A 16,857-nucleotide genomic window follows, 5' to 3' on the forward strand; every position below is an offset into this window, starting at 1 on the left:
CAGCTTTACCCCAGGCTTGCGCTTGCTGCGCTTTCGGGCAGTTCCTCGTCAAAGCAACGCTGGTAGAACTCAGCGACGGTCTGACGTTCCAGCTCGTCACATTTGTTCAGGAAGGACAGTCGGAAGGCATAGCCAACATTACGAAAGATCTCGGCGTTCTGCGCCCAGTTGATTACGGTCCGCGGGCTCATGACCGTAGACAGGTCGCCGTTCATGAAGGCGGTCCGGGTCAGGTCGGCCACGGTGACCATCTGGCTGACGGTTTTACGGCCCTCAGCGGTGTTGTAATGCGGCGCTTTTGAGAGAACGATCATCGTCTCGGCATCGTGGCTGAGATAGTTGAGCGTCGACACCAAAGACCAACGGTCCATCTGAGCCTGGTTGATCTGCTGGGTGCCGTGGTAGAGGCCGGTTGTGTCACCCAAGCCAACGGTGTTTGCCGTAGCAAACAAGCGGAAATTGGGGTTCGGCGTAATGATTTCATTCTGGTCCAGCAAGGTAAGCTTGCCGTCATGTTCCAACACACGCTGGATCACGAACATCACATCCGCACGGCCCGCGTCGTATTCGTCAAACACAATCGCAACAGGATTGCGCAGGGCCCAGGGCAGGATACCCTCGTGGAATTCGGTCACCTGCCTCCCGTCGCGCAATTTGATGGCGTCTTTACCGATCAGGTCAATCCGGCTGATATGGCTGTCCAGGTTCACTCGGACTGCAGGCCAGTTCAGGCGGGCAGCGACCTGTTCGATATGGGTGGACTTACCCGTCCCGTGATAGCCCTGGATCATGACGCGGCGGTTATGGCTAAAGCCTGCCAGAATCGCCAGCGTGGTTTCAGGGTCGAACTTATAGGTCGGGTCGATGGCTGGGACGCGATCGGTGGCCTCGGCAAAGCCTTTGACATTCATGTCGCTGTCAATGCCGAACACATCACGGACCGAGATTTCTTCGGTAGGTTTTGCGTTTACGTCAATCGATCCGTCAGCCATGCGCCTTGTCCTTATCCTGTGGCCCGTTCACCGGGTTTGAACCTGTGTGTGGTGCAACATATTCCGGGTGAGGGCAAGGGAAAGCCGCCCCCGGCGCAAGCTGAACGGATTATTCTTTCAAACTGGCCTTATTGATAGGCCCAGCCTAGTCGAGAAGGGCGTCGCGCACGCGTATCAGACTGCGTTCGTCCACAAAGCGCGGGGTCGATTGCATATAGTCCTGAAAGGCGCGGCCATAGCCTTGCAGCAGCCACCGCTCTTCATTGAGGACAAACAGAAAGTAGATCACGAAGAGGATCGCCGCCAGCATCAGCGTTGTCCAGGATCCGCTGGTGATCCCTAACCCAACCGTGGCCAGGACCGACGTCACATATTGAGGGTTGCGGGAATAGGCATACATGCCACCGGTCACCAGACCCTCGCTTTCGCAATAGGTGTTGTCGAGGCCCAGAAAACGATAACCCCAAAGCGTAATCCCAAAGGACAGCACCATGATGGGCAGGCCGATGGCATAGCGGATCCAGTGGCCCCAACCATTCACCCAAACCTCGCTAAACGCAAAGACTACGGTTGCCCCGCAAAACAACCGGAACAATCCAAAGGCGGTATGATGTCGCCAGCCGCTGGCGCTTGGCCAGAGCCCAAGTTGCGGGCGCTGCAGGTTCAAGGAAAGATAACCACAAAGCAGCAGGGCCGCGCCCAAGGCGCACCATAATGCCGTCGCGTGAACTGAGAAGATCAGGTTTTCCATATCTAAATCTCCTTTCGGACAAATCGGATATGGGCCTGAACACCGGCCCATACTCGGGGCGGTAACAGGCATTTGTAACAAAGAAAGGACGTCTAAGGAGGGGGCGTCAGATTATGCGCTGGATCAGCGCACGTAAGCGGGCAACTCATCAGCCAGGGGCCAGTAGAAATCGGGTGGCAGCCCGGCTTCGGCCCGCTTTTCTTCGTTAAATGGCGGCTTCAGCCCGCCTTTGAAGTATTTTCTGACCAGCGCGTGGAACGCCTCTTTGGGGTCGCTATTGTCGCGCCCACAGCCAAAGTTGAACCACTTGGCCCCATAGGCCACATGGCTGACCTCTTCGGCATAGATGACCTTCAGGCTATCAACGGCGTCGGTTGCACCGGCCTTCTGGAAAATTTCGATCATGCTAGGGGTTACATCCAACCCGCGTGCTTCAAGCACCATGGGGACGATAGCCAGGCGGCCTTGCAAATCTTCCATCGTATCGGTGGCCGCTCGCCACATGCCTGCATGGGCGGGCAGGGCGCCATAAAAGCTGCCCATGTTTTCAAGGCAATCGCAGATCAGGTTGAAATGCTTGGATTCCTCATCGGCCGCCTTCACCCAATCGTCGTAAAATCCCATGGGCATCGGCACATGGGAAAAGCGCGCGATGATGTCCCAGTGCAGATCCACAGCGTTCAACTCGATATGCGCCACCGCATGCAGCAACGCGATACGCCCTGCCGGGGATCCCGGCTTGCGCTTTGGCACATCGCGCGGGCTGAGCAGTTCGGGCTTTTCCGGGCGCGAGGGGTGATCGGGGGGCGTTGCAGCGCCAATCTCAATCAGTTCACACGCAGCCCGAGCGGCCTGCCAGCGCGCAGCATAGTCTCGCGACTTCGCGGTTTTTTCACGGCCATCTGCCGTGGTCAGCACGTCGATGGCCATGGCCGTCAACGTCTGAGGCTGTTGCTCGGCCAAAGTCACTTAAAGTTCCGGCTGTCCTTGATTTGATCCCAGGCCCAAACGACCTCTTGCAGTTGTTCTTCCTGACTTCGGTCACCGCCATTCATGTCAGGGTGCAGAACCTTGATCAATTTCTTATAGGCCTTGCGCACTTCTGCCTTGGACCAGCTGTCATTGGCTTCGAGAATTTCGATCGCGCGTCGTTCGGTCGGGGGCAGGCGGCGACCACCGGTACCGGCTGTGCGGCCTTTGTTCTGCGTCCCGTTTGCACCCAGAACCTGATGCGGGTCTTCGATGCCCAGCCGCGCCCAGGCCCGCGCCTCGGGGTCGCCCATGGGCTTGGTTTCCCGCTCCCACACCTTGTCTTTCGAGCGTTGTGCGTTCAGCTCGGCCTCGGTCGTGCCGTCGAAAAAGTTCCATTTCTGGTTATATTCGCGCACATGCTGCTGACAGAACCAGTAAAAATCGTCCAACACATCAGGTGCCTTTGGGGCGCGAAACTTGCCCGGTTCTTCGCAATCGGGGTGGTCACAGATGCGGACCGAAGTTTCGGACGCGCCCGACATGCCCCGACGTCCGCGCGGTTTCTTTTTCTTTGCGCTGGATACGGACATATCGAATCCGAACGGATCTGATTTCGTCATGGGCCTGCTCCTTCGAACGCGTCTTTTCGACTCGGAGGCAGCAGTTTAATCTAAGGCTCAGAAAGTAGAAGAGGGGAGCGGCAAGTTTTTTGCCGTCGAGCGGAAAAATGACTGTGACGGATGAAATTCGGGAATGCCTGCAGGCGGCCTTTGACCCCACTGAACTGGAGGTCGTGGACGACAGCGAAAGCCATCGCGGCCATGCAGGGTATCAAGAGGGTGGTGAAAGCCACTTCAATGTGCGGATTCGGGCGGCTGCATTTGATGGGCAGTCACGTGTCGCGCGTCATCGCGCTGTTCATAAGGCCTTGGGCGATATCGTGCCGCGTATTCATGCGCTTGCGTTGGATATTGATACCTGATGCAGGTTCAGCCCAAGTGCTTGAACATATAGGTTGTAGGCTCCAATCGATCGTCGAAGGGGTTACGGCAATAATCCGGGATTTCACCCGCGATTTGAAACCCAAGCTGTTGGTACAAGAGTTTCGACGGATCGGTACTGCGGGTGTCCAGCACAAGTACGGTTCTGTTTAGTTCGGAGGCACGGTCAAAAAGCGATTGCATTAGGCTGCGGCCTAACCCGCGCCGGCGCGCCTCTGGATGAACCAACAGCTTTGCGACATCGGCGCGATGTGGTTGGTTGGGCATCCCTGCCGGGATCAACTGTGCTGTGCCAAGGATACGCCCGTCTTCGTAAGCTGCAAACAGGTCCACGGCCCCGGTCTGCACGCCAGGTCGCACTGTATCCTGCCAATAGCTGCGCGCGTGATCGCGCGGGAAGGGCAGGATGAACCCAATGCTGGCACCGGTATGAACACAGGCATGCAATATCTCGGTCAGGTCATCCACGGCGCTGTCGAAATAGGCATCGGTCAGGCGGGTAATCATATCAGCACCAAAAGATAGCGGGCCCCGCGTGCGGGGCCGGTTTCAAATCGCGTTGGCCCAGCCAGATGATAGCGTAGGCAATCCCCGGCATTGAGTGCGTGTGCCGTGCCGTCCACCGTAAGCGTCAACGCGCCATCCAGCAAAATCAGATGATGTTCCTGCCCCGGGCGCGGAGGTGTCTCGTAAGAAATGGTTGCACCCGGTGGCAAATGCCCCTCAAGCACCTCGCCGCTCAGCCCCGTCGCAGGCGGTGAGACCGAACGGCGTGTAAAGCCAGTTTCGGGGTCACGCCATTCGGGTTGGCGTTCAAAAGGGATCTTGGGATCGAAACTGTCTTCGACCATCATCAACAGACGCGACATCGGCAGGCCGTAAGCGGCGCAAAGGCGCCCCAGCGTTTCTGCTGTTGGACTGACATCGCCCCGTTCCATGCGGGACAGTGTTGCCCGGCTAACACCGCTGGCCTGCGACAGGTGGTCGAGGGACCAATCGCGAGACTGGCGTAGCTCATTCAATCTGGTAGCGAGGCGGTTTGACAGGTTATCTAGCATCGACCTAAAGTGAGAATGAATCGCGAATATGAGAATAGTGCTATAAAACTATACGACAATCAACAGAAAAAGGGGCGCGAAATTGCGCCCCCAGTAGATCAGTGAGTGGATTTTGGTTACTTCCAGCCGACTTCGTTGAAGATCTTCTGCGCTTCGGGAATGTTCTTGGCGACATCCGAAAGATCAATCTCATCGGCCTTGAATTCACCCAGAGCTTTGACCGAGTCCGCAAGTTCGACGTTGACGACAGCCGGGAACTCATCATTGCCTGCCGAGAAATATTGTTGGGCCTGATCGCTGGCCAGGTATTCCAGAAACAGGACCGCGTTGTCCTTGTTTGGCGCATTCGCGGCAACGCCAGCGCCCGACAGGTTCATATGAGCGCCATAGCTGTCCTGGTTGGGAAAGACCCACCCAATCATGTCACGTTCGGCGGAAACCCCTTTGACATCCGTGCGGATCGCGCGGGAAAAGTAGTAGGTGTTTGAAACGGCGATATCGCACTCACCCGAAACGATGCCCCGCAGCTGATCTGTATCGCCACCTTGTGGGTCGCGGGCCATGTTCTCGACAATTCCTGCGGCCCAATCTTTGGCGGCCTCGGTTCCTTCATGCGTGATGATCGATGCCAGCAGGGTCTGGTTATAAGTGTTGGTCGACGAGCGGATGCAGACCATGCCCTTGAACTCGGGCTTCGCCAGATCCGCATAGGTGGCTGGTGGAGTATCAACCGTCTCTTTGTTGAAAAAGATGATGCGTCCGCGCTGCGAGAAGCCAAACCACTGGTTATCGCTGTCTTGCAGGTTGGAAGGGATGCGATCTTCCAGCACGTCGCTGTCAATCGTTCGCAGAATCCCAGCGTTCTTGGCGCGTTCAAGACGCGACGTATCCACGGTGAGCAGAATGTCGGCAGGAGAGTTCGCGCCCTCGGCCTCCATCCGCGAGATCAACTCGTCGGCTTTGCCTTCGATGCGGTTGATCGTGATGCCGGTGGCCTCTTCGAAATCGGTGTATAGCCGTTCGTCCGTGTCATAGTGGCGCGAAGAGTATAGGTTCAGCTCACCTTCGGCGGCGGCTGAAGCTGCGATCAGAGCGGTCAGCGCCGCAGCAACGCAGGTGGAAGATTTCAACATATCGATTCCCAAGTTGAATTTCGTGGCGGGCTTCAACCCGACTGTTTCAGTCAATTATACCATTTTGCTGAGGATGCAAGTAAAACTGACAGAATTAGTAAACTTAAACCCAGGGGCGGTTTTCGCTTCGGCATTCTTCCACGTTTTCACCGGCTTGATGTCTCGTGTTCCGGTGAACGCGAAGCTGGCATCGCACAAGAAAAGTCGCGCAAACTGCGATTTCAAAGGTATTGGTTGTCGGGGGTGTTCGGGCTAGGGTTTGCGTGATTTTATTCGGTCACGGCCGGAACGATGCATCACATGGACGACGAGGGTTCTCATGGCGGAAACGCTTGCTGAAAAACTGGAAAAGTCGGATCTTGGCCATTGGTTGGCGCGGTTTGAAAGCTTTATGATCTTTGTCGGCGTCGCGGGCCCGTTCGCGACGGTGCCGCAGCTTATCAAGCTCTACTTCACCCATTCCCAACATGCCGAAGGCCAGTCGCTTATATCCTGGTCGCTCTATGCGCTGCTGTCCCTTTTGTGGTTCGTCTATGGTTTGGTGGTGGGCAAATTGCCGATCTATCTGGGCAACGGGATTTCCATGGTCCTGAACCTGCTTATGGTTTTTGGAATCATGTTGCACGCGGGCTATACGTTCTAGTTGGAAATCGTTTGGGCCAAAAACAAAAAAACCGCGCCCAAAAGCGCGGTTTTTTTGAATTCGATTTATGCTGTTCTCAGCCCTGACGTGCTTTGAACTTGCGCTGCGTCTTGTTGATCACGTAGACGCGGCCTTTGCGACGCACAATACGGCAATCGCGGTGCCGGTTCTTGAGCGAGCGGAGCGAGTTCTTGACCTTCATGGTCTGTCTCCAATCTGCGGCGCCTTCATCAAGGACGTGGCCAGCGCCTGGGTTACTCGGGTGTCCCGGAAGCCCGGAACAGTGAAATCATGGTGGGCGGTACAAGGATCGAACTTGTGACCCCTTCGATGTCAACGAAGTGCTCTACCGCTGAGCTAACCGCCCATGAACCTTTGCGTGACCTGCCCCATAACGAAATGGGGCGCGGAACCCCGCGCCGGTAGCGGGCTCTATAAAAGGAGTCGGAAAGGGGATCAAGGGGTTTGGAAGAACTATTTTCCAGTCTATGTTCGTATCCGACAAGGAGACCTTATGCACAGTTCAGCCTACGTTCTGGATATGCCCGAAACGCGCAGTTCATGCGTGGTGTTTGCTTCACCTCACAGCGGTCGGCGCTATCCTGACTCGCTTTTACGGCACTCGGTACTGGGGCAACATGCGATTCGGTCTTCGGAAGATGCCTTTGTAGATCAATTGTTTGCCTCGGCACCAGCACATGGCGCTCCGTTGATCGCAGCTGCGATGCCGCGGGCTTATCTGGATCTGAATCGCAGCGCGGAAGAGCTTGACCCCGCCTTGATCCAGGGCGCGCGGAGGCAGGGGCACAATCCGCGTGTCGCGTCAGGGCTGGGTGTGATTCCCCGCGTTGTCGCCAATGGGCGGGCCATCTACCGGGGCAAGCTGACAATGGATGAGGCGCGCTTGCGCATCGATACCTATTGGCGCCCCTATCATACGCGGCTCAAATCGCTTCTGCATGAGTCTCACCAAAGGTTCGGGCACGCGATTCTGGTGGATTGCCATTCGATGCCACATGAAGCTGTCGCGCTGAGCGGACCCACCAACTCGAAGCATCCCGAGATTGTTCTGGGTGATCGGTTTGGTGCGTCTGCAGCACCTGAGATTGTCGATCATATCGAAAGCGCCTTTGTCGCGGCCGGTTTCAGGGTTGCACGGAATGCACCTTTTGCCGGGGCATATGTCACGCAGACGTATGGTCGCCCGATGCGGAATCAGCACGCGGTTCAGATAGAGATTGATCGGGCGCTTTATATGGACGAAGACCGGATCGAACCGAATGCCAATTTCCTGAACTTCCGGCAGGTTCTGCAAGACGTGATCTCAGACATTTGCCGTCTGTGCCAGAACCAAACACCGTTGGCAGCCGAATAGCGTTCAGCGCAATGCGCGGCCTTTCAGGATCGCGTCCGAACCAAACCGCTTTCTGATTTCATCCGTCGCGCGCTCGGCCTGCGACCTTTGGGTCGCGCCGGGATCAAGAAGGTCGCCCGATATGTCGGCCTGATCTTCGCAGCAAAGATCCGACAGGCCGCAGCCCAGCAGCCGATAGGGACCCTCGTCACCAACCTGATCGAACAATGCGCGCGCGGTGCGATAGATGCGGTCTGCAATCTGCGTCGGATCGCGCAGCGACACGCGCCGGGTGATAATCTTGTGATTGGCTTTCTTCAGCTTCAGAGTGACCACGCGCCCCGCCAGCCCTTTGGCTTTGGCCCGATCGGCCACTTTTTCAGACATACGCCAGATATGGCCATCCAGTATGATGGTGCTGGCAGTGTCTTCGAAGAATGTGGTCTCATTGCTGATAGACTTCATCGGTTCATGGGCCGAGACGCGGCGTTTGTCCTGCCCCCGCGCAAGATGCCACAGCCGATACCCTGTTGATCCAAACCTTGCGGTCAGCGCCTCTTGGTCCCAGCGCAAGAGGTCCGAGAAGGTTCGAATGCCAGCGCGCTCCAGTGACTCTTGCGCAGCAGGGCCGATCCCCCAGATCAAACGTACCGGTTTGTCATGCAGGAAGGACGCCGTTTCCGCCTTTCCGATCACCGAGAACCCGCGCGGCTTGTCGAGGTCCGAGGCCACCTTGGCGAGGAATTTGTTGTGGCTCAGCCCGATCGAGCCGGTCAGGCCCAGCTCATCCTTCATGCGTTTGATGAGGCGCGCCAGCATGACGGCAGGTGAGGCACCGTGCAGACGCTGCGTGCCGGACAGATCCATAAACGCTTCATCCAACGACAGTGGTTCGACCACGGGTGTCAGCTCATCCATCATCTTGCGGATCTCCCGCGACACCTCGGCATAGACCGACATCCGCGGCCGGATCACAACGGCGTCGGGACAAAGCTGCAGGGCTTTGAACATCGGCATGGCCGAGCGCACACCGCGAATACGCGCCACATAGCAGGCCGTGGAAACGACCCCGCGCTTTCCACCGCCGATGATCACAGGCTTGTCGGCCAGCTCTGGGTTGTCGCGTTTTTCGACCGAGGCATAGAACGCATCGCAATCCATATGCGCGATGGTGAGGTCGAACAGTTCAGGATGTGAGGTGACCAGTGGGCTGCCGCAACTGGGGCAGCGCCGGTCCTCATCAAGACATGTCAGGCAATCTCGGCACAGGCCGGGCATGTTACATTGATCCAGTATAATGCGCTTTGGCGCGAAGTGGGATATGCCCTAAAGGCTAATGTGTCGGGTGCAAAAGGGAAAGCCAGTGATGGAGTTCAGCGGAGCGAAGGTGGCGTTGTTCTTGGGCGCCGATCTTTTGGTCATTCAACGCGACAGTCACAAACCCATACCGTTTCCGGGGCATCTGGATTTTCCGGGAGGCGGCCGAGAGGACGACGAGAGCCCACAGGATTGCGTGATACGCGAAACGCTTGAGGAATTAGGGCTGAGTTTGATGCCTTCTGATTTTGTCTGGTCACGGCAATACAATCAGAACTGGTTTTTTGTCGCCCAAAGACCGCAAACAGATCGGGATCAGATCGTGTTCGGGGACGAAGGGCAGGGATGGATGATGATGACGCCCAAAGGATTCGAGGCGCACCCTTTGGCAGTTCCTCACCTGATAACACGGCTGCAGGACTACCTTGCGGATACCCAGCACTGAACCGAAACATCATCTGTTTGAAAGAAACCCCCCGCATTAAAGAGTGCGGGGGAAGGTGACGGACCTCAGGAAGACACGGCCCGCGGGGAGTATTCCCTGCTAGAATCGCCGAAAACACAGTTTTTCGATAGCGTGGAACCGCATGTGTGCAATCTACGGAATGTGTTGTGTGGTTTCGGGCACAGGGGCAAATTGGCGTAGAATCGGCAAAACTGACGTAAGGTCAACCTGTTGGACCGCGAAGCTGTAAGATTTTTGTGGCCAACCGCCGGTGCGTTCAATGCCGTGTCAAAGAATTTAACTCGTTCAGAACCGCCTGCGCGGCCGCTTTTGGATCATCCGCTTGATGGATCGGGCGGCCGACAACGATGTGATCTGCGCCGTCACTGATGGCGCTGGCGGGTGTGGCCACGCGTTTCTGATCCCCCAACGCTGCCCCTACCGGGCGCACACCGGGGGTGACGATCAGACGGCCATCGGCTTGGGGCAGGGAACGGATCAGGGCGGCCTCCTGCGGGCTGGCAATTACACCGTCGGCCCCGGCCTCCAGCGCCTTGGCCGCGCGCTCGACAACCAGATCCTGGACATCGCCAGCTTTGAGCAAACTGGCGTCCAGATCGTCTCGGTTAAGAGAAGTAAGAATTGTCACCGCCAGGATTTTCAGATCCTTCCCCGAGGCACCCTCTTTTGCCGCACGCACCACATGTGGGTCGCCATGAACCGTCAGAAAATCCAGATCAAACTGCGCCAACCCCCGCACGGCGTTTTCGACCGTATTGCCAATGTCAAACAGCTTCATATCCAGAAAGATGCGTTTGCCATGGTCTTGTTTCAGTTCATTGGCCAAAGCGAGCCCGCCACCGGTCAGCATACCAAGCCCGATCTTATAGAAAGACACGCTGTCGCCCAGCCGTTCGGCCAGTGCCAGCCCCTGCAGGGCGTTGGGAACATCAAGGGCAACGATCAGACGGTCATCAGACATGGGGGGCTCCTTTTTGGCAAACGTCTGCGTCCTAGCGGGTTCGGGCGCTTGTGTCCATGCAAGTGGTGCGGTCTCGTGATAAACTGGGGTATTCTTTGAAAGGGACCGATATGAAAAAGCTGGTTTTGTTCTGTCTTGCCTTGGCTGCCTGTCAGGAAACACCTTCTGAAACCTCGGTTGATGCGGTTGTCCCTCCGAATGACGATCTGCGATTTGTCGGCGGCTATCGGTCCACAGATGATGAGTGTCAATTGACCGGTGAAACCGCGTTCACCGTGAATTTTCTGGATGACGCGGCTGATCTTGTCTCGTGCCCTTCCGGCAGCGATGTGGCGCGGTCTTTGGTCGAGATGTATGGCGCTCGCGAGGTTGCGATGACAGGGGGATACACTCTCTATTCAGTACCTCGCAGATAGGGTGGGAATTTGCGGATCAGCCTCTTGAACCGGCAGAGATATTTCCCAGATTGAATGTGAGGCCTCGACCGATGCGTGCCGCCAAGCGGGCGCAGAATACAAGAGGCGCTTTGAAAAGGAGAGAACGCATGGACTTGAACAAGTTCACCGAGCGGGCACGGGGATTCGTGCAGGCGGCGCAGACCATTGCACTGCGCGAAGGGCACCAGAGGCTGGAGCCCACACACATACTCAAGGCATTGATGGATGACGATCAGGGGCTGGCCAGCAACCTGATCACACGCGCGGGCGGCGCGCCGGGCCGCGTGGTTGAAGCGCTGGACGCTGCGATGGGCAAGATCCCGAAAGTCAGCGGTGATGCAAGCCAGATCTATATGGACAGTCAGACCGCCAAGGTTCTGGACGAGGCCGAGAAGATAGCCACTAAGGCGGGCGATAGTTTTGTGCCGGTCGAACGAGTCCTGATGGCGCTGTGCATGGTGAAGTCCAAAGCCAAAGAGGCCTTGGAGGCCGGGGCCGTATCCGCCCAGAAACTCAATGAGGCGATCAATGACATCCGCAAAGGGCGTACCGCTGACACCGCGTCGGCGGAGGAGGGCTATGACGCGCTCAAGAAATACGCACGTGACCTGACCGAGGCCGCTGCCGAAGGCAAGATCGACCCGATCATCGGGCGCGACGAAGAGATCCGCCGCTCGATGCAGGTTCTGTCGCGCCGTACCAAGAACAATCCGGTTCTGATCGGGGAACCCGGCGTCGGTAAAACCGCAATTGCCGAGGGCATGGCCCTGCGCATCATCAACGGTGACGTGCCGGAATCGCTGAAAGACAAGAAACTGCTCGCGCTGGACATGGGCGCGCTGATTGCCGGTGCGAAATACCGGGGAGAGTTCGAAGAACGCCTCAAGGCGGTTCTGACCGAGGTCACCGAAGCTGCTGGTGAGATCATCTTGTTCATTGATGAGATGCATACGCTTGTTGGGGCCGGTAAATCCGATGGCGCGATGGATGCTGCCAACCTGATCAAGCCTGCGCTTGCCCGGGGTGAGCTGCATTGTATTGGTGCGACAACCCTGGATGAATATCGCAAATACGTTGAAAAAGACGCAGCCCTTGCCCGTCGCTTTCAGCCTGTGATGGTGCAGGAGCCGACGGTCGAGGACACGATCAGCATCCTGCGCGGTATCAAGGAGAAGTACGAACTGCACCACGGCGTGCGCATCTCGGATTCGGCGCTGGTGTCGGCTGCGACGCTCTCGCATCGCTATATCACCGACCGTTTCCTGCCCGACAAAGCCATCGACCTGGTCGATGAGGCGGCGTCGCGTTTGCGGATGGAGGTTGATAGTAAGCCCGAAGAGCTGGACCAGCTGGACCGTCAGATCTTGCAGATGCAGATCGAGGAAGAAGCGCTGAAGCTTGAGGATGATGCGGCGTCGAAGGATCGTCTGGAAACCTTGCAAAAGGATCTGGCAGACCTGCAGGAGCAATCTGCCGAGATGACCGCCCAGTGGCAGGCCGAGCGCGACAAGCTTGCCGGCGCGCGTGATCTTAAAGAGCAGCTCGACAAGGCACGGGCTGACCTTGAGATCGCCAAGCGCGAAGGCAATCTGGCGAAAGCGGGTGAGCTGTCCTATGGCATCATACCCGAGCTTGAGAAACAGCTGACCGAGGCCGAGAACGCCGAAAGCAACGCAATGATGGCCGAGGAAACCGTGCGGCCGGAACAGATCGCATCCGTGGTCGAGCGCTGGACAGGTATCCCGACCGCCAAAATGCTGGAAGGCGAGCGTGAGAAGCTGCTGCGGATGGAAGACGATCTGCACTCCCGCGTGATCGGTCAGGATGCGGCGGTCACCGCCGTGGCCAATGCGGTGCGCCGTGCGCGTGCGGGTCTGAACGACGAAGGGCGCCCGCTGGGCTCGTTCCTGTTCCTTGGGCCGACCGGAGTAGGTAAGACCGAGCTGACCAAGGCCGTGGCGAATTTCCTGTTTGACGATGACAATGCGATGGTGCGCATCGATATGTCTGAGTTTATGGAGAAGCACGCGGTTGCTCGTCTGATCGGTGCCCCTCCGGGCTATGTCGGATATGACGAAGGCGGTGTGCTGACCGAAGCGGTGCGGCGCAGGCCCTATCAGGTCGTGCTGTTTGACGAGGTCGAAAAGGCGCATCCGGATGTGTTCAACGTTCTGTTGCAGGTTCTCGATGATGGTGTTCTGACCGATGGTCAGGGCCGCACCGTGGACTTCAAACAGACGCTGATCATCCTGACGTCGAACCTCGGGTCTCAGGCGCTCAGCCAATTGCCCGAGGGTGCAGATAGCGCACAGGCACGGCGGGATGTGATGGACGCGGTCCGGGCGCATTTCCGGCCCGAATTCCTGAACCGCCTGGACGAGACCATCATCTTTGACCGGCTCAAGCGGGCCGATATGGATGGCATCGTCGATATCCAGATGGCACGTTTGCAGAAACGTCTGGCTGCCCGCAAGATCGAGCTGGCTTTGGACGATAGCGCAAGGGAATGGCTGGCCAATGAAGGCTATGACCCGGTCTTTGGGGCACGTCCGCTCAAGCGTGTGATCCAGCGTGCGCTGCAGAACCCTCTGGCAGAGGCGCTGCTGGCTGGTGAGATCAAGGACGGCGAGACCATCCCTGTGACTGCCGGTTCGGATGGGCTGATCATCGGGGATCGCCTGGGCACTTCAGAACGCCCACGTCCCGACGATGCCGTCGTGCATTGATCTGTCCGAATAAATAAGACAAGCCCTGCCACCCTGGCAGGGCTTACCTATTTTGGTAATTTGCTAGCTATCGCGAAATTCACGACTTTTGCGCAAGGCGCGGAGATCTTCAGCTGACATTCGCGGGCCCGAAGGTTGTGCGCCAAATGGAGCCGCGGCAAGCGGCTGATCCTTAGTCTCTGGCATTGGGACAAACGCACCGCCACCGCGAAGTTTCAAATAGGCTAGAACGCCACCCGCGCATTGTAGGCTGAGCGTCCAAATACCGATAATAAAGACCGCTACAACTATGACCCAATAGTGCTGAAACACCGCTATCATATTCGACCAGGAAGGATCGGCCTTATACACAGGCGGATTGGCAAATGCGGGGTTTCCGTCGGCATATGCAGCAAACCCAATGCCTGCGGCGATAATCAGGACCACCATCAGCACGTAGCTTAGCGTTATCAGACTGAATAAAGGCAGAAAGGACTTCCCGATATTTCTAAACGGTGTGTAGGGCCGGTCATTGGGATCAAGGCCGAGTGCGGCCGCTGCCATCGGCACCATCAGAAGCGCGCGCACTGCCGAGAACCCCAAGATGACAATCAGCGCCACCACAGGGTTGTGCTCTGAAAGCACGGCGCTGAGTGGTTCGACAGGAGCGGATTCGAAGCCGTTGCTCAATCCGGTTAGTGAGGTGGTCAATTGCAGCCCAATGATTGGGGCCAACAACAAGCCGCCCAGGATAGCCTCGGTTGCCCCGTACATAAGAGCGGGGGCCACGAGCTTTTTGTAACCGCCACGCGGGGTCATGTTTCTTGCCAGAAACCCAAGTCGGTTTCCTACCAGAATAGGGATCACAGCAGATGAAACACTGATGAAAAAGAAAACAATGAAATAGAGACCTGATAGCAGCAGGTTTATCAACAAACCCACCAATCCGCCCGCCAGCCCATACAGGAATAGGGCAACAAGCATGACCGGAAAGACAAGAACAAACCGCCACAATATGGAAAATGACAGCGGGAAGGCTTTGAACACAAGCAATTCGACTATCCCAAAATAAACTTTGTTTGCGACGCAAGATATTCGATCGCAGGAATGCTTTCGACAGGAATGGCGGAAAATTCGCAATCGTTTTGCGCAGAGTTGCTTTAGCGCCGCAGCAACGGTCTTTGGGTTTTCATTACAGCTTAGTCTCTTAATCGTTACGCGTGTTTCCTTGGCTCTGTGCTAACAAACGCTATCTCGAACACCGAGCAAAGTTATCAGACGGAGACCGGAATGGCGCATCGCTGGACCAACACTTTGACACATGCTGACGTAACGCCGCGATCGGCGTTTCTGAACCGGCGACAAATCATGGCCGGCCTGGCAGGTGTCGGGCTGACGGCGATGGCACGCTCAGCTGCCGCGCAAGAGGCGCTGGAGCCGAACACTTGGGAAGAAATCACAAGCTACAACAATTTCTACGAATTCGGGACGCGCAAAGACGACCCTGCGAAATACGCGCATACTCTGGTCACCGAACCATGGAGCGTCCAAATCGACGGCCTTGTCGATCGTCCTGGAGACTATGATTTCCAAGACATCATGTCCGAGATGACGGTTGAAGAGCGCATCTATCGCTTTCGCTGTGTCGAAGCCTGGTCGATGGTGATCCCGTGGAATGGGTTCGAACTGGCGGACCTGCTTAACATGGCAGGTGTGCAAGAAGGTGCCAAATACGTGGCCTTCGAAACGGCCTATCGCCCGGACGAGATGCCCGGCACGCGTTTTCCGGTTTTGGAATGGCCTTACCGTGAAGGATTGCGCCTGGATGAGGCGATGCACCCGCTGACGATCATGGCAACCGGTATCTATGATCGTCCGATCCCGAACCAGAACGGCGCGCCTCTGCGGTTGGTGGTTCCGTGGAAATACGGGTTCAAGTCTATCAAGTCGATTGTAAAGATCACCCTGACCGAAGACGAACCACCCACAAGCTGGAACATGTCAGCACCGCACGAATACGGATTCTACAGCAACGTAAACCCGAATGTGAACCACCCGCGCTGGTCGCAGGCCAGCGAGCGCCAGGTTGGCGGTGGCCTCTTTGCCAAGCGCATTCCGACGCTGATGTTCAATGGCTACGAAGCAGAAGTTGCTGGCCTCTATGAAGGCATGGACCTGAGGGAGAACTACTAAACCATGTCAGCAGTGAACCAGGCTCTTCGCAGAATCCCGGTTTGGGCAGTGTATCTTTTTGGGGCGATACCTGCTCCTTGGCTTCTCTATCGCGCGCTTACGGGTGGTCTGGGCGTCGAGCCGATCTCCGCGCTTGAACACAAGCTGGGCGAGTTGGCTCTGCAATTGTTGGTCCTTGGCCTGGCAGTAACGCCCTTGCGCCAGTATCTGGGTTTGAACCTGCTGAAATTCCGCCGGGCCATTGGCGTTCTCGCCTTTTCCTATGTCACTCTGCACCTTTTGGTCTGGCTGTTTCTGGATGTTCAGGTGCTGGGTCAGATTTGGGCGGACATCCTTAAGCGTCCATACATCACCGTCGGCATGGCTGGATTTCTTTTGCTGGTTCCTTTGGCAGTAACGTCGAACAATTGGTCTGTTCGGCGTTTGGGCCCGCGATGGCGCAAACTGCATGTCCTCGTTTATCCGGCGGTTTTGTTAGGCGGGCTCCATTACGTGATGCTGGCCAAAGGGTTTCAACCAGAACCCTTGATTTACCTTTCGGTCATATCCGGCCTGCTGCTGCTGCGCTTGCCGCTTTCAAGCTTGATGACGCGCTCAAGACGGATCGATTCCGCCTGACAGGACCTGAGTCTGTGGGTAACCATGTGTATAAGCATCGTGCCGCTCTTCTCCGGGGTGATGATCTTGCCTTCATCAACAGGTTTCGCTGGTGGATGGGCATTTAAGCTATTGATAAATAATATATTTGATAATTTTTTCGCTTTTTCTCGGATTTCATGTTTTTTCTTCTTGCGGAAGTTTTGAGTATTACTTAGAACGCCCTTCACCGGCGCAGCTGAGGTTGTGCGGACCCACTGGAGAGACGGTGTGACGG

20 protein-coding genes and 1 tRNA gene are annotated in these 16,857 nt (G+C 56.7%); 8 read left to right on the forward strand and 13 right to left on the reverse strand.

What is annotated here, in order from left to right; genetic code table 11:
* Positions 1–5 precede the first annotated feature (5 nt).
* From cobS to GOV38_RS19010, 4 genes are all read right to left on the reverse strand, one after another.
* Positions 6–992 carry a cobaltochelatase subunit CobS gene (gene cobS / locus GOV38_RS18995; RefSeq protein ID WP_171209269.1) on the reverse strand — a complete coding sequence of 329 codons (987 nt, stop codon included), beginning with the start codon at positions 990–992 and terminating at the stop codon, positions 6–8.
* Positions 993–1,137: 145 nt separating this feature from the next.
* Positions 1,138–1,743 (reverse strand): isoprenylcysteine carboxylmethyltransferase family protein, encoded by a 606-nt coding sequence (locus GOV38_RS19000; protein WP_171102427.1) that lies wholly within the window; start codon positions 1,741–1,743, stop codon positions 1,138–1,140.
* A 123-nt stretch (positions 1,744–1,866) separates the two neighbouring features.
* Positions 1,867–2,673, reverse strand: a complete 807-nt coding sequence (locus GOV38_RS19005; protein WP_171209376.1) for a ferritin-like domain-containing protein — start codon at positions 2,671–2,673, stop codon at positions 1,867–1,869.
* 35 nt (positions 2,674–2,708) lie between these two features.
* Positions 2,709–3,335 (reverse strand): J domain-containing protein, encoded by a 627-nt coding sequence (locus GOV38_RS19010; protein ID WP_171102426.1) that lies wholly within the window; start codon positions 3,333–3,335, stop codon positions 2,709–2,711.
* A gap of 107 nt (positions 3,336–3,442) precedes the next feature.
* Between GOV38_RS19010 and GOV38_RS19015 the strand changes: the two genes are divergently transcribed.
* Positions 3,443–3,697 carry a BolA family transcriptional regulator gene (locus GOV38_RS19015; protein WP_171102425.1) on the forward strand — a complete coding sequence of 85 codons (255 nt, stop codon included), beginning with the start codon at positions 3,443–3,445 and terminating at the stop codon, positions 3,695–3,697.
* A gap of 7 nt (positions 3,698–3,704) precedes the next feature.
* On the opposite strand, the gene GOV38_RS19020 is transcribed toward GOV38_RS19015, so the two are convergent.
* From GOV38_RS19020 to GOV38_RS19030, 3 genes are all read right to left on the reverse strand, one after another.
* The gene (locus GOV38_RS19020) at positions 3,705–4,223 is read right to left on the reverse strand and encodes a GNAT family N-acetyltransferase (RefSeq protein ID WP_171209268.1); all 519 of its coding nucleotides are present in this window, start codon (positions 4,221–4,223) and stop codon (positions 3,705–3,707) included.
* Entirely contained in the window at positions 4,220–4,774 is a 555-nt protein-coding gene (locus GOV38_RS19025; protein WP_171102423.1) for a helix-turn-helix domain-containing protein, read from the reverse strand. Before GOV38_RS19025 ends, GOV38_RS19020 begins: the two co-directional genes overlap by 4 nt.
* Before the next feature lie 116 nt (positions 4,775–4,890).
* Positions 4,891–5,907, reverse strand: coding sequence for a Fe(3+) ABC transporter substrate-binding protein (locus GOV38_RS19030; RefSeq protein ID WP_171209267.1), 1,017 nt, complete (start codon positions 5,905–5,907; stop codon positions 4,891–4,893).
* Positions 5,908–6,226: 319 nt separating this feature from the next.
* Between GOV38_RS19030 and GOV38_RS19035 the strand changes: the two genes are divergently transcribed.
* Complete coding sequence (locus GOV38_RS19035; protein ID WP_171102421.1) at positions 6,227–6,550, forward strand: SemiSWEET transporter; 324 nt, start codon at positions 6,227–6,229, stop codon at positions 6,548–6,550.
* A gap of 76 nt (positions 6,551–6,626) precedes the next feature.
* Here the strand turns inward: GOV38_RS19035 and ykgO are convergent, their stop codons facing one another.
* The gene (ykgO, locus tag GOV38_RS19040) at positions 6,627–6,752 is read right to left on the reverse strand and encodes a type B 50S ribosomal protein L36 (protein WP_008755722.1); all 126 of its coding nucleotides are present in this window, start codon (positions 6,750–6,752) and stop codon (positions 6,627–6,629) included.
* A 90-nt stretch (positions 6,753–6,842) separates the two neighbouring features.
* Positions 6,843–6,917, reverse strand: a tRNA-Val gene (locus GOV38_RS19045).
* Positions 6,918–7,064: 147 nt separating this feature from the next.
* Between GOV38_RS19045 and GOV38_RS19050 the strand changes: the two genes are divergently transcribed.
* Complete coding sequence (locus tag GOV38_RS19050) at positions 7,065–7,925, forward strand: N-formylglutamate amidohydrolase (protein ID WP_171209266.1); 861 nt, start codon at positions 7,065–7,067, stop codon at positions 7,923–7,925.
* A gap of 3 nt (positions 7,926–7,928) precedes the next feature.
* Here GOV38_RS19050 and GOV38_RS19055 read toward each other — a convergent pair whose 3' ends face one another.
* The gene (locus GOV38_RS19055; protein ID WP_171209265.1) at positions 7,929–9,182 is read right to left on the reverse strand and encodes a DNA polymerase IV; all 1,254 of its coding nucleotides are present in this window, start codon (positions 9,180–9,182) and stop codon (positions 7,929–7,931) included.
* 88 nt (positions 9,183–9,270) lie between these two features.
* Here GOV38_RS19055 and GOV38_RS19060 point away from each other — a divergent pair, with 88 nt between their 5' ends.
* The gene (locus GOV38_RS19060) at positions 9,271–9,666 is read left to right on the forward strand and encodes an NUDIX hydrolase (protein ID WP_171209264.1); all 396 of its coding nucleotides are present in this window, start codon (positions 9,271–9,273) and stop codon (positions 9,664–9,666) included.
* 277 nt (positions 9,667–9,943) lie between these two features.
* Here the strand turns inward: GOV38_RS19060 and pyrF are convergent, their stop codons facing one another.
* Positions 9,944–10,648, reverse strand: a complete 705-nt coding sequence (pyrF, locus tag GOV38_RS19065; RefSeq protein ID WP_171209263.1) for an orotidine-5'-phosphate decarboxylase — start codon at positions 10,646–10,648, stop codon at positions 9,944–9,946.
* A gap of 110 nt (positions 10,649–10,758) precedes the next feature.
* Between pyrF and GOV38_RS19070 the strand changes: the two genes are divergently transcribed.
* Both GOV38_RS19070 and clpB read left to right on the forward strand, forming a co-directional pair.
* Complete coding sequence (locus GOV38_RS19070; protein WP_171209262.1) at positions 10,759–11,064, forward strand: hypothetical protein; 306 nt, start codon at positions 10,759–10,761, stop codon at positions 11,062–11,064.
* Between the two features lie 128 nt (positions 11,065–11,192).
* Entirely contained in the window at positions 11,193–13,811 is a 2,619-nt protein-coding gene (clpB, locus tag GOV38_RS19075; protein ID WP_171209261.1) for an ATP-dependent chaperone ClpB, read from the forward strand.
* Between the two features lie 63 nt (positions 13,812–13,874).
* On the opposite strand, the gene GOV38_RS19080 is transcribed toward clpB, so the two are convergent.
* Positions 13,875–14,930, reverse strand: coding sequence for a hypothetical protein (locus GOV38_RS19080; protein WP_217352107.1), 1,056 nt, complete (start codon positions 14,928–14,930; stop codon positions 13,875–13,877).
* A 150-nt stretch (positions 14,931–15,080) separates the two neighbouring features.
* Here GOV38_RS19080 and msrP point away from each other — a divergent pair, with 150 nt between their 5' ends.
* Together msrP and msrQ are read left to right on the forward strand one after the other, a co-directional pair.
* Entirely contained in the window at positions 15,081–15,983 is a 903-nt protein-coding gene (msrP, locus tag GOV38_RS19085) for a protein-methionine-sulfoxide reductase catalytic subunit MsrP (protein ID WP_171209259.1), read from the forward strand.
* A gap of 3 nt (positions 15,984–15,986) precedes the next feature.
* The gene (gene msrQ / locus GOV38_RS19090) at positions 15,987–16,601 is read left to right on the forward strand and encodes a protein-methionine-sulfoxide reductase heme-binding subunit MsrQ (protein ID WP_171209258.1); all 615 of its coding nucleotides are present in this window, start codon (positions 15,987–15,989) and stop codon (positions 16,599–16,601) included.
* Here msrQ and GOV38_RS22230 read toward each other — a convergent pair.
* Positions 16,514–16,857 (reverse strand): hypothetical protein (locus GOV38_RS22230; RefSeq protein ID WP_217352108.1); only part of this gene is annotated, 344 nt, incomplete at its 5' end. The two genes, msrQ and GOV38_RS22230, sit on opposite strands and share 88 nt — an antisense overlap.

This window comes from Ruegeria sp. HKCCA5839 (assembly GCF_013035585.1).
Classification (GTDB): domain Bacteria; phylum Pseudomonadota; class Alphaproteobacteria; order Rhodobacterales; family Rhodobacteraceae; genus Ruegeria.

Bases quoted from the DNA above. Each gene is read 5' to 3' on its own strand.
- pyrF (WP_171209263.1), bottom strand. From the start codon at position 10,648: ATGTCTGATGACCGTCTGATCGTTGCCCTTGATGTTCCCAACGCCCTG.
- GOV38_RS19070 (WP_171209262.1), top strand. From the start codon at position 10,759: ATGAAAAAGCTGGTTTTGTTCTGTCTTGCCTTGGCTGCCTGTCAGGAA.
- GOV38_RS19055 (WP_171209265.1), bottom strand. From the start codon at position 9,182: ATGCCCGGCCTGTGCCGAGATTGCCTGACATGTCTTGATGAGGACCGG.
- GOV38_RS19010 (WP_171102426.1), bottom strand. From the start codon at position 3,335: ATGACGAAATCAGATCCGTTCGGATTCGATATGTCCGTATCCAGCGCA.
- msrQ (WP_171209258.1), top strand. From the start codon at position 15,987: ATGTCAGCAGTGAACCAGGCTCTTCGCAGAATCCCGGTTTGGGCAGTG.
- ykgO (WP_008755722.1), bottom strand. From the start codon at position 6,752: ATGAAGGTCAAGAACTCGCTCCGCTCGCTCAAGAACCGGCACCGCGAT.
- GOV38_RS19000 (WP_171102427.1), bottom strand. From the start codon at position 1,743: ATGGAAAACCTGATCTTCTCAGTTCACGCGACGGCATTATGGTGCGCC.
- GOV38_RS19020 (WP_171209268.1), bottom strand. From the start codon at position 4,223: ATGATTACCCGCCTGACCGATGCCTATTTCGACAGCGCCGTGGATGAC.
- GOV38_RS19060 (WP_171209264.1), top strand. From the start codon at position 9,271: ATGGAGTTCAGCGGAGCGAAGGTGGCGTTGTTCTTGGGCGCCGATCTT.
- GOV38_RS19005 (WP_171209376.1), bottom strand. From the start codon at position 2,673: ATGGCCATCGACGTGCTGACCACGGCAGATGGCCGTGAAAAAACCGCG.
- GOV38_RS19050 (WP_171209266.1), top strand. From the start codon at position 7,065: ATGCACAGTTCAGCCTACGTTCTGGATATGCCCGAAACGCGCAGTTCA.
- cobS (WP_171209269.1), bottom strand. From the start codon at position 992: ATGGCTGACGGATCGATTGACGTAAACGCAAAACCTACCGAAGAAATC.
- GOV38_RS19015 (WP_171102425.1), top strand. From the start codon at position 3,443: ATGACTGTGACGGATGAAATTCGGGAATGCCTGCAGGCGGCCTTTGAC.
- GOV38_RS19025 (WP_171102423.1), bottom strand. From the start codon at position 4,774: ATGCTAGATAACCTGTCAAACCGCCTCGCTACCAGATTGAATGAGCTA.
- GOV38_RS19030 (WP_171209267.1), bottom strand. From the start codon at position 5,907: ATGTTGAAATCTTCCACCTGCGTTGCTGCGGCGCTGACCGCTCTGATC.
- msrP (WP_171209259.1), top strand. From the start codon at position 15,081: ATGGCGCATCGCTGGACCAACACTTTGACACATGCTGACGTAACGCCG.
- clpB (WP_171209261.1), top strand. From the start codon at position 11,193: ATGGACTTGAACAAGTTCACCGAGCGGGCACGGGGATTCGTGCAGGCG.
- GOV38_RS19035 (WP_171102421.1), top strand. From the start codon at position 6,227: ATGGCGGAAACGCTTGCTGAAAAACTGGAAAAGTCGGATCTTGGCCAT.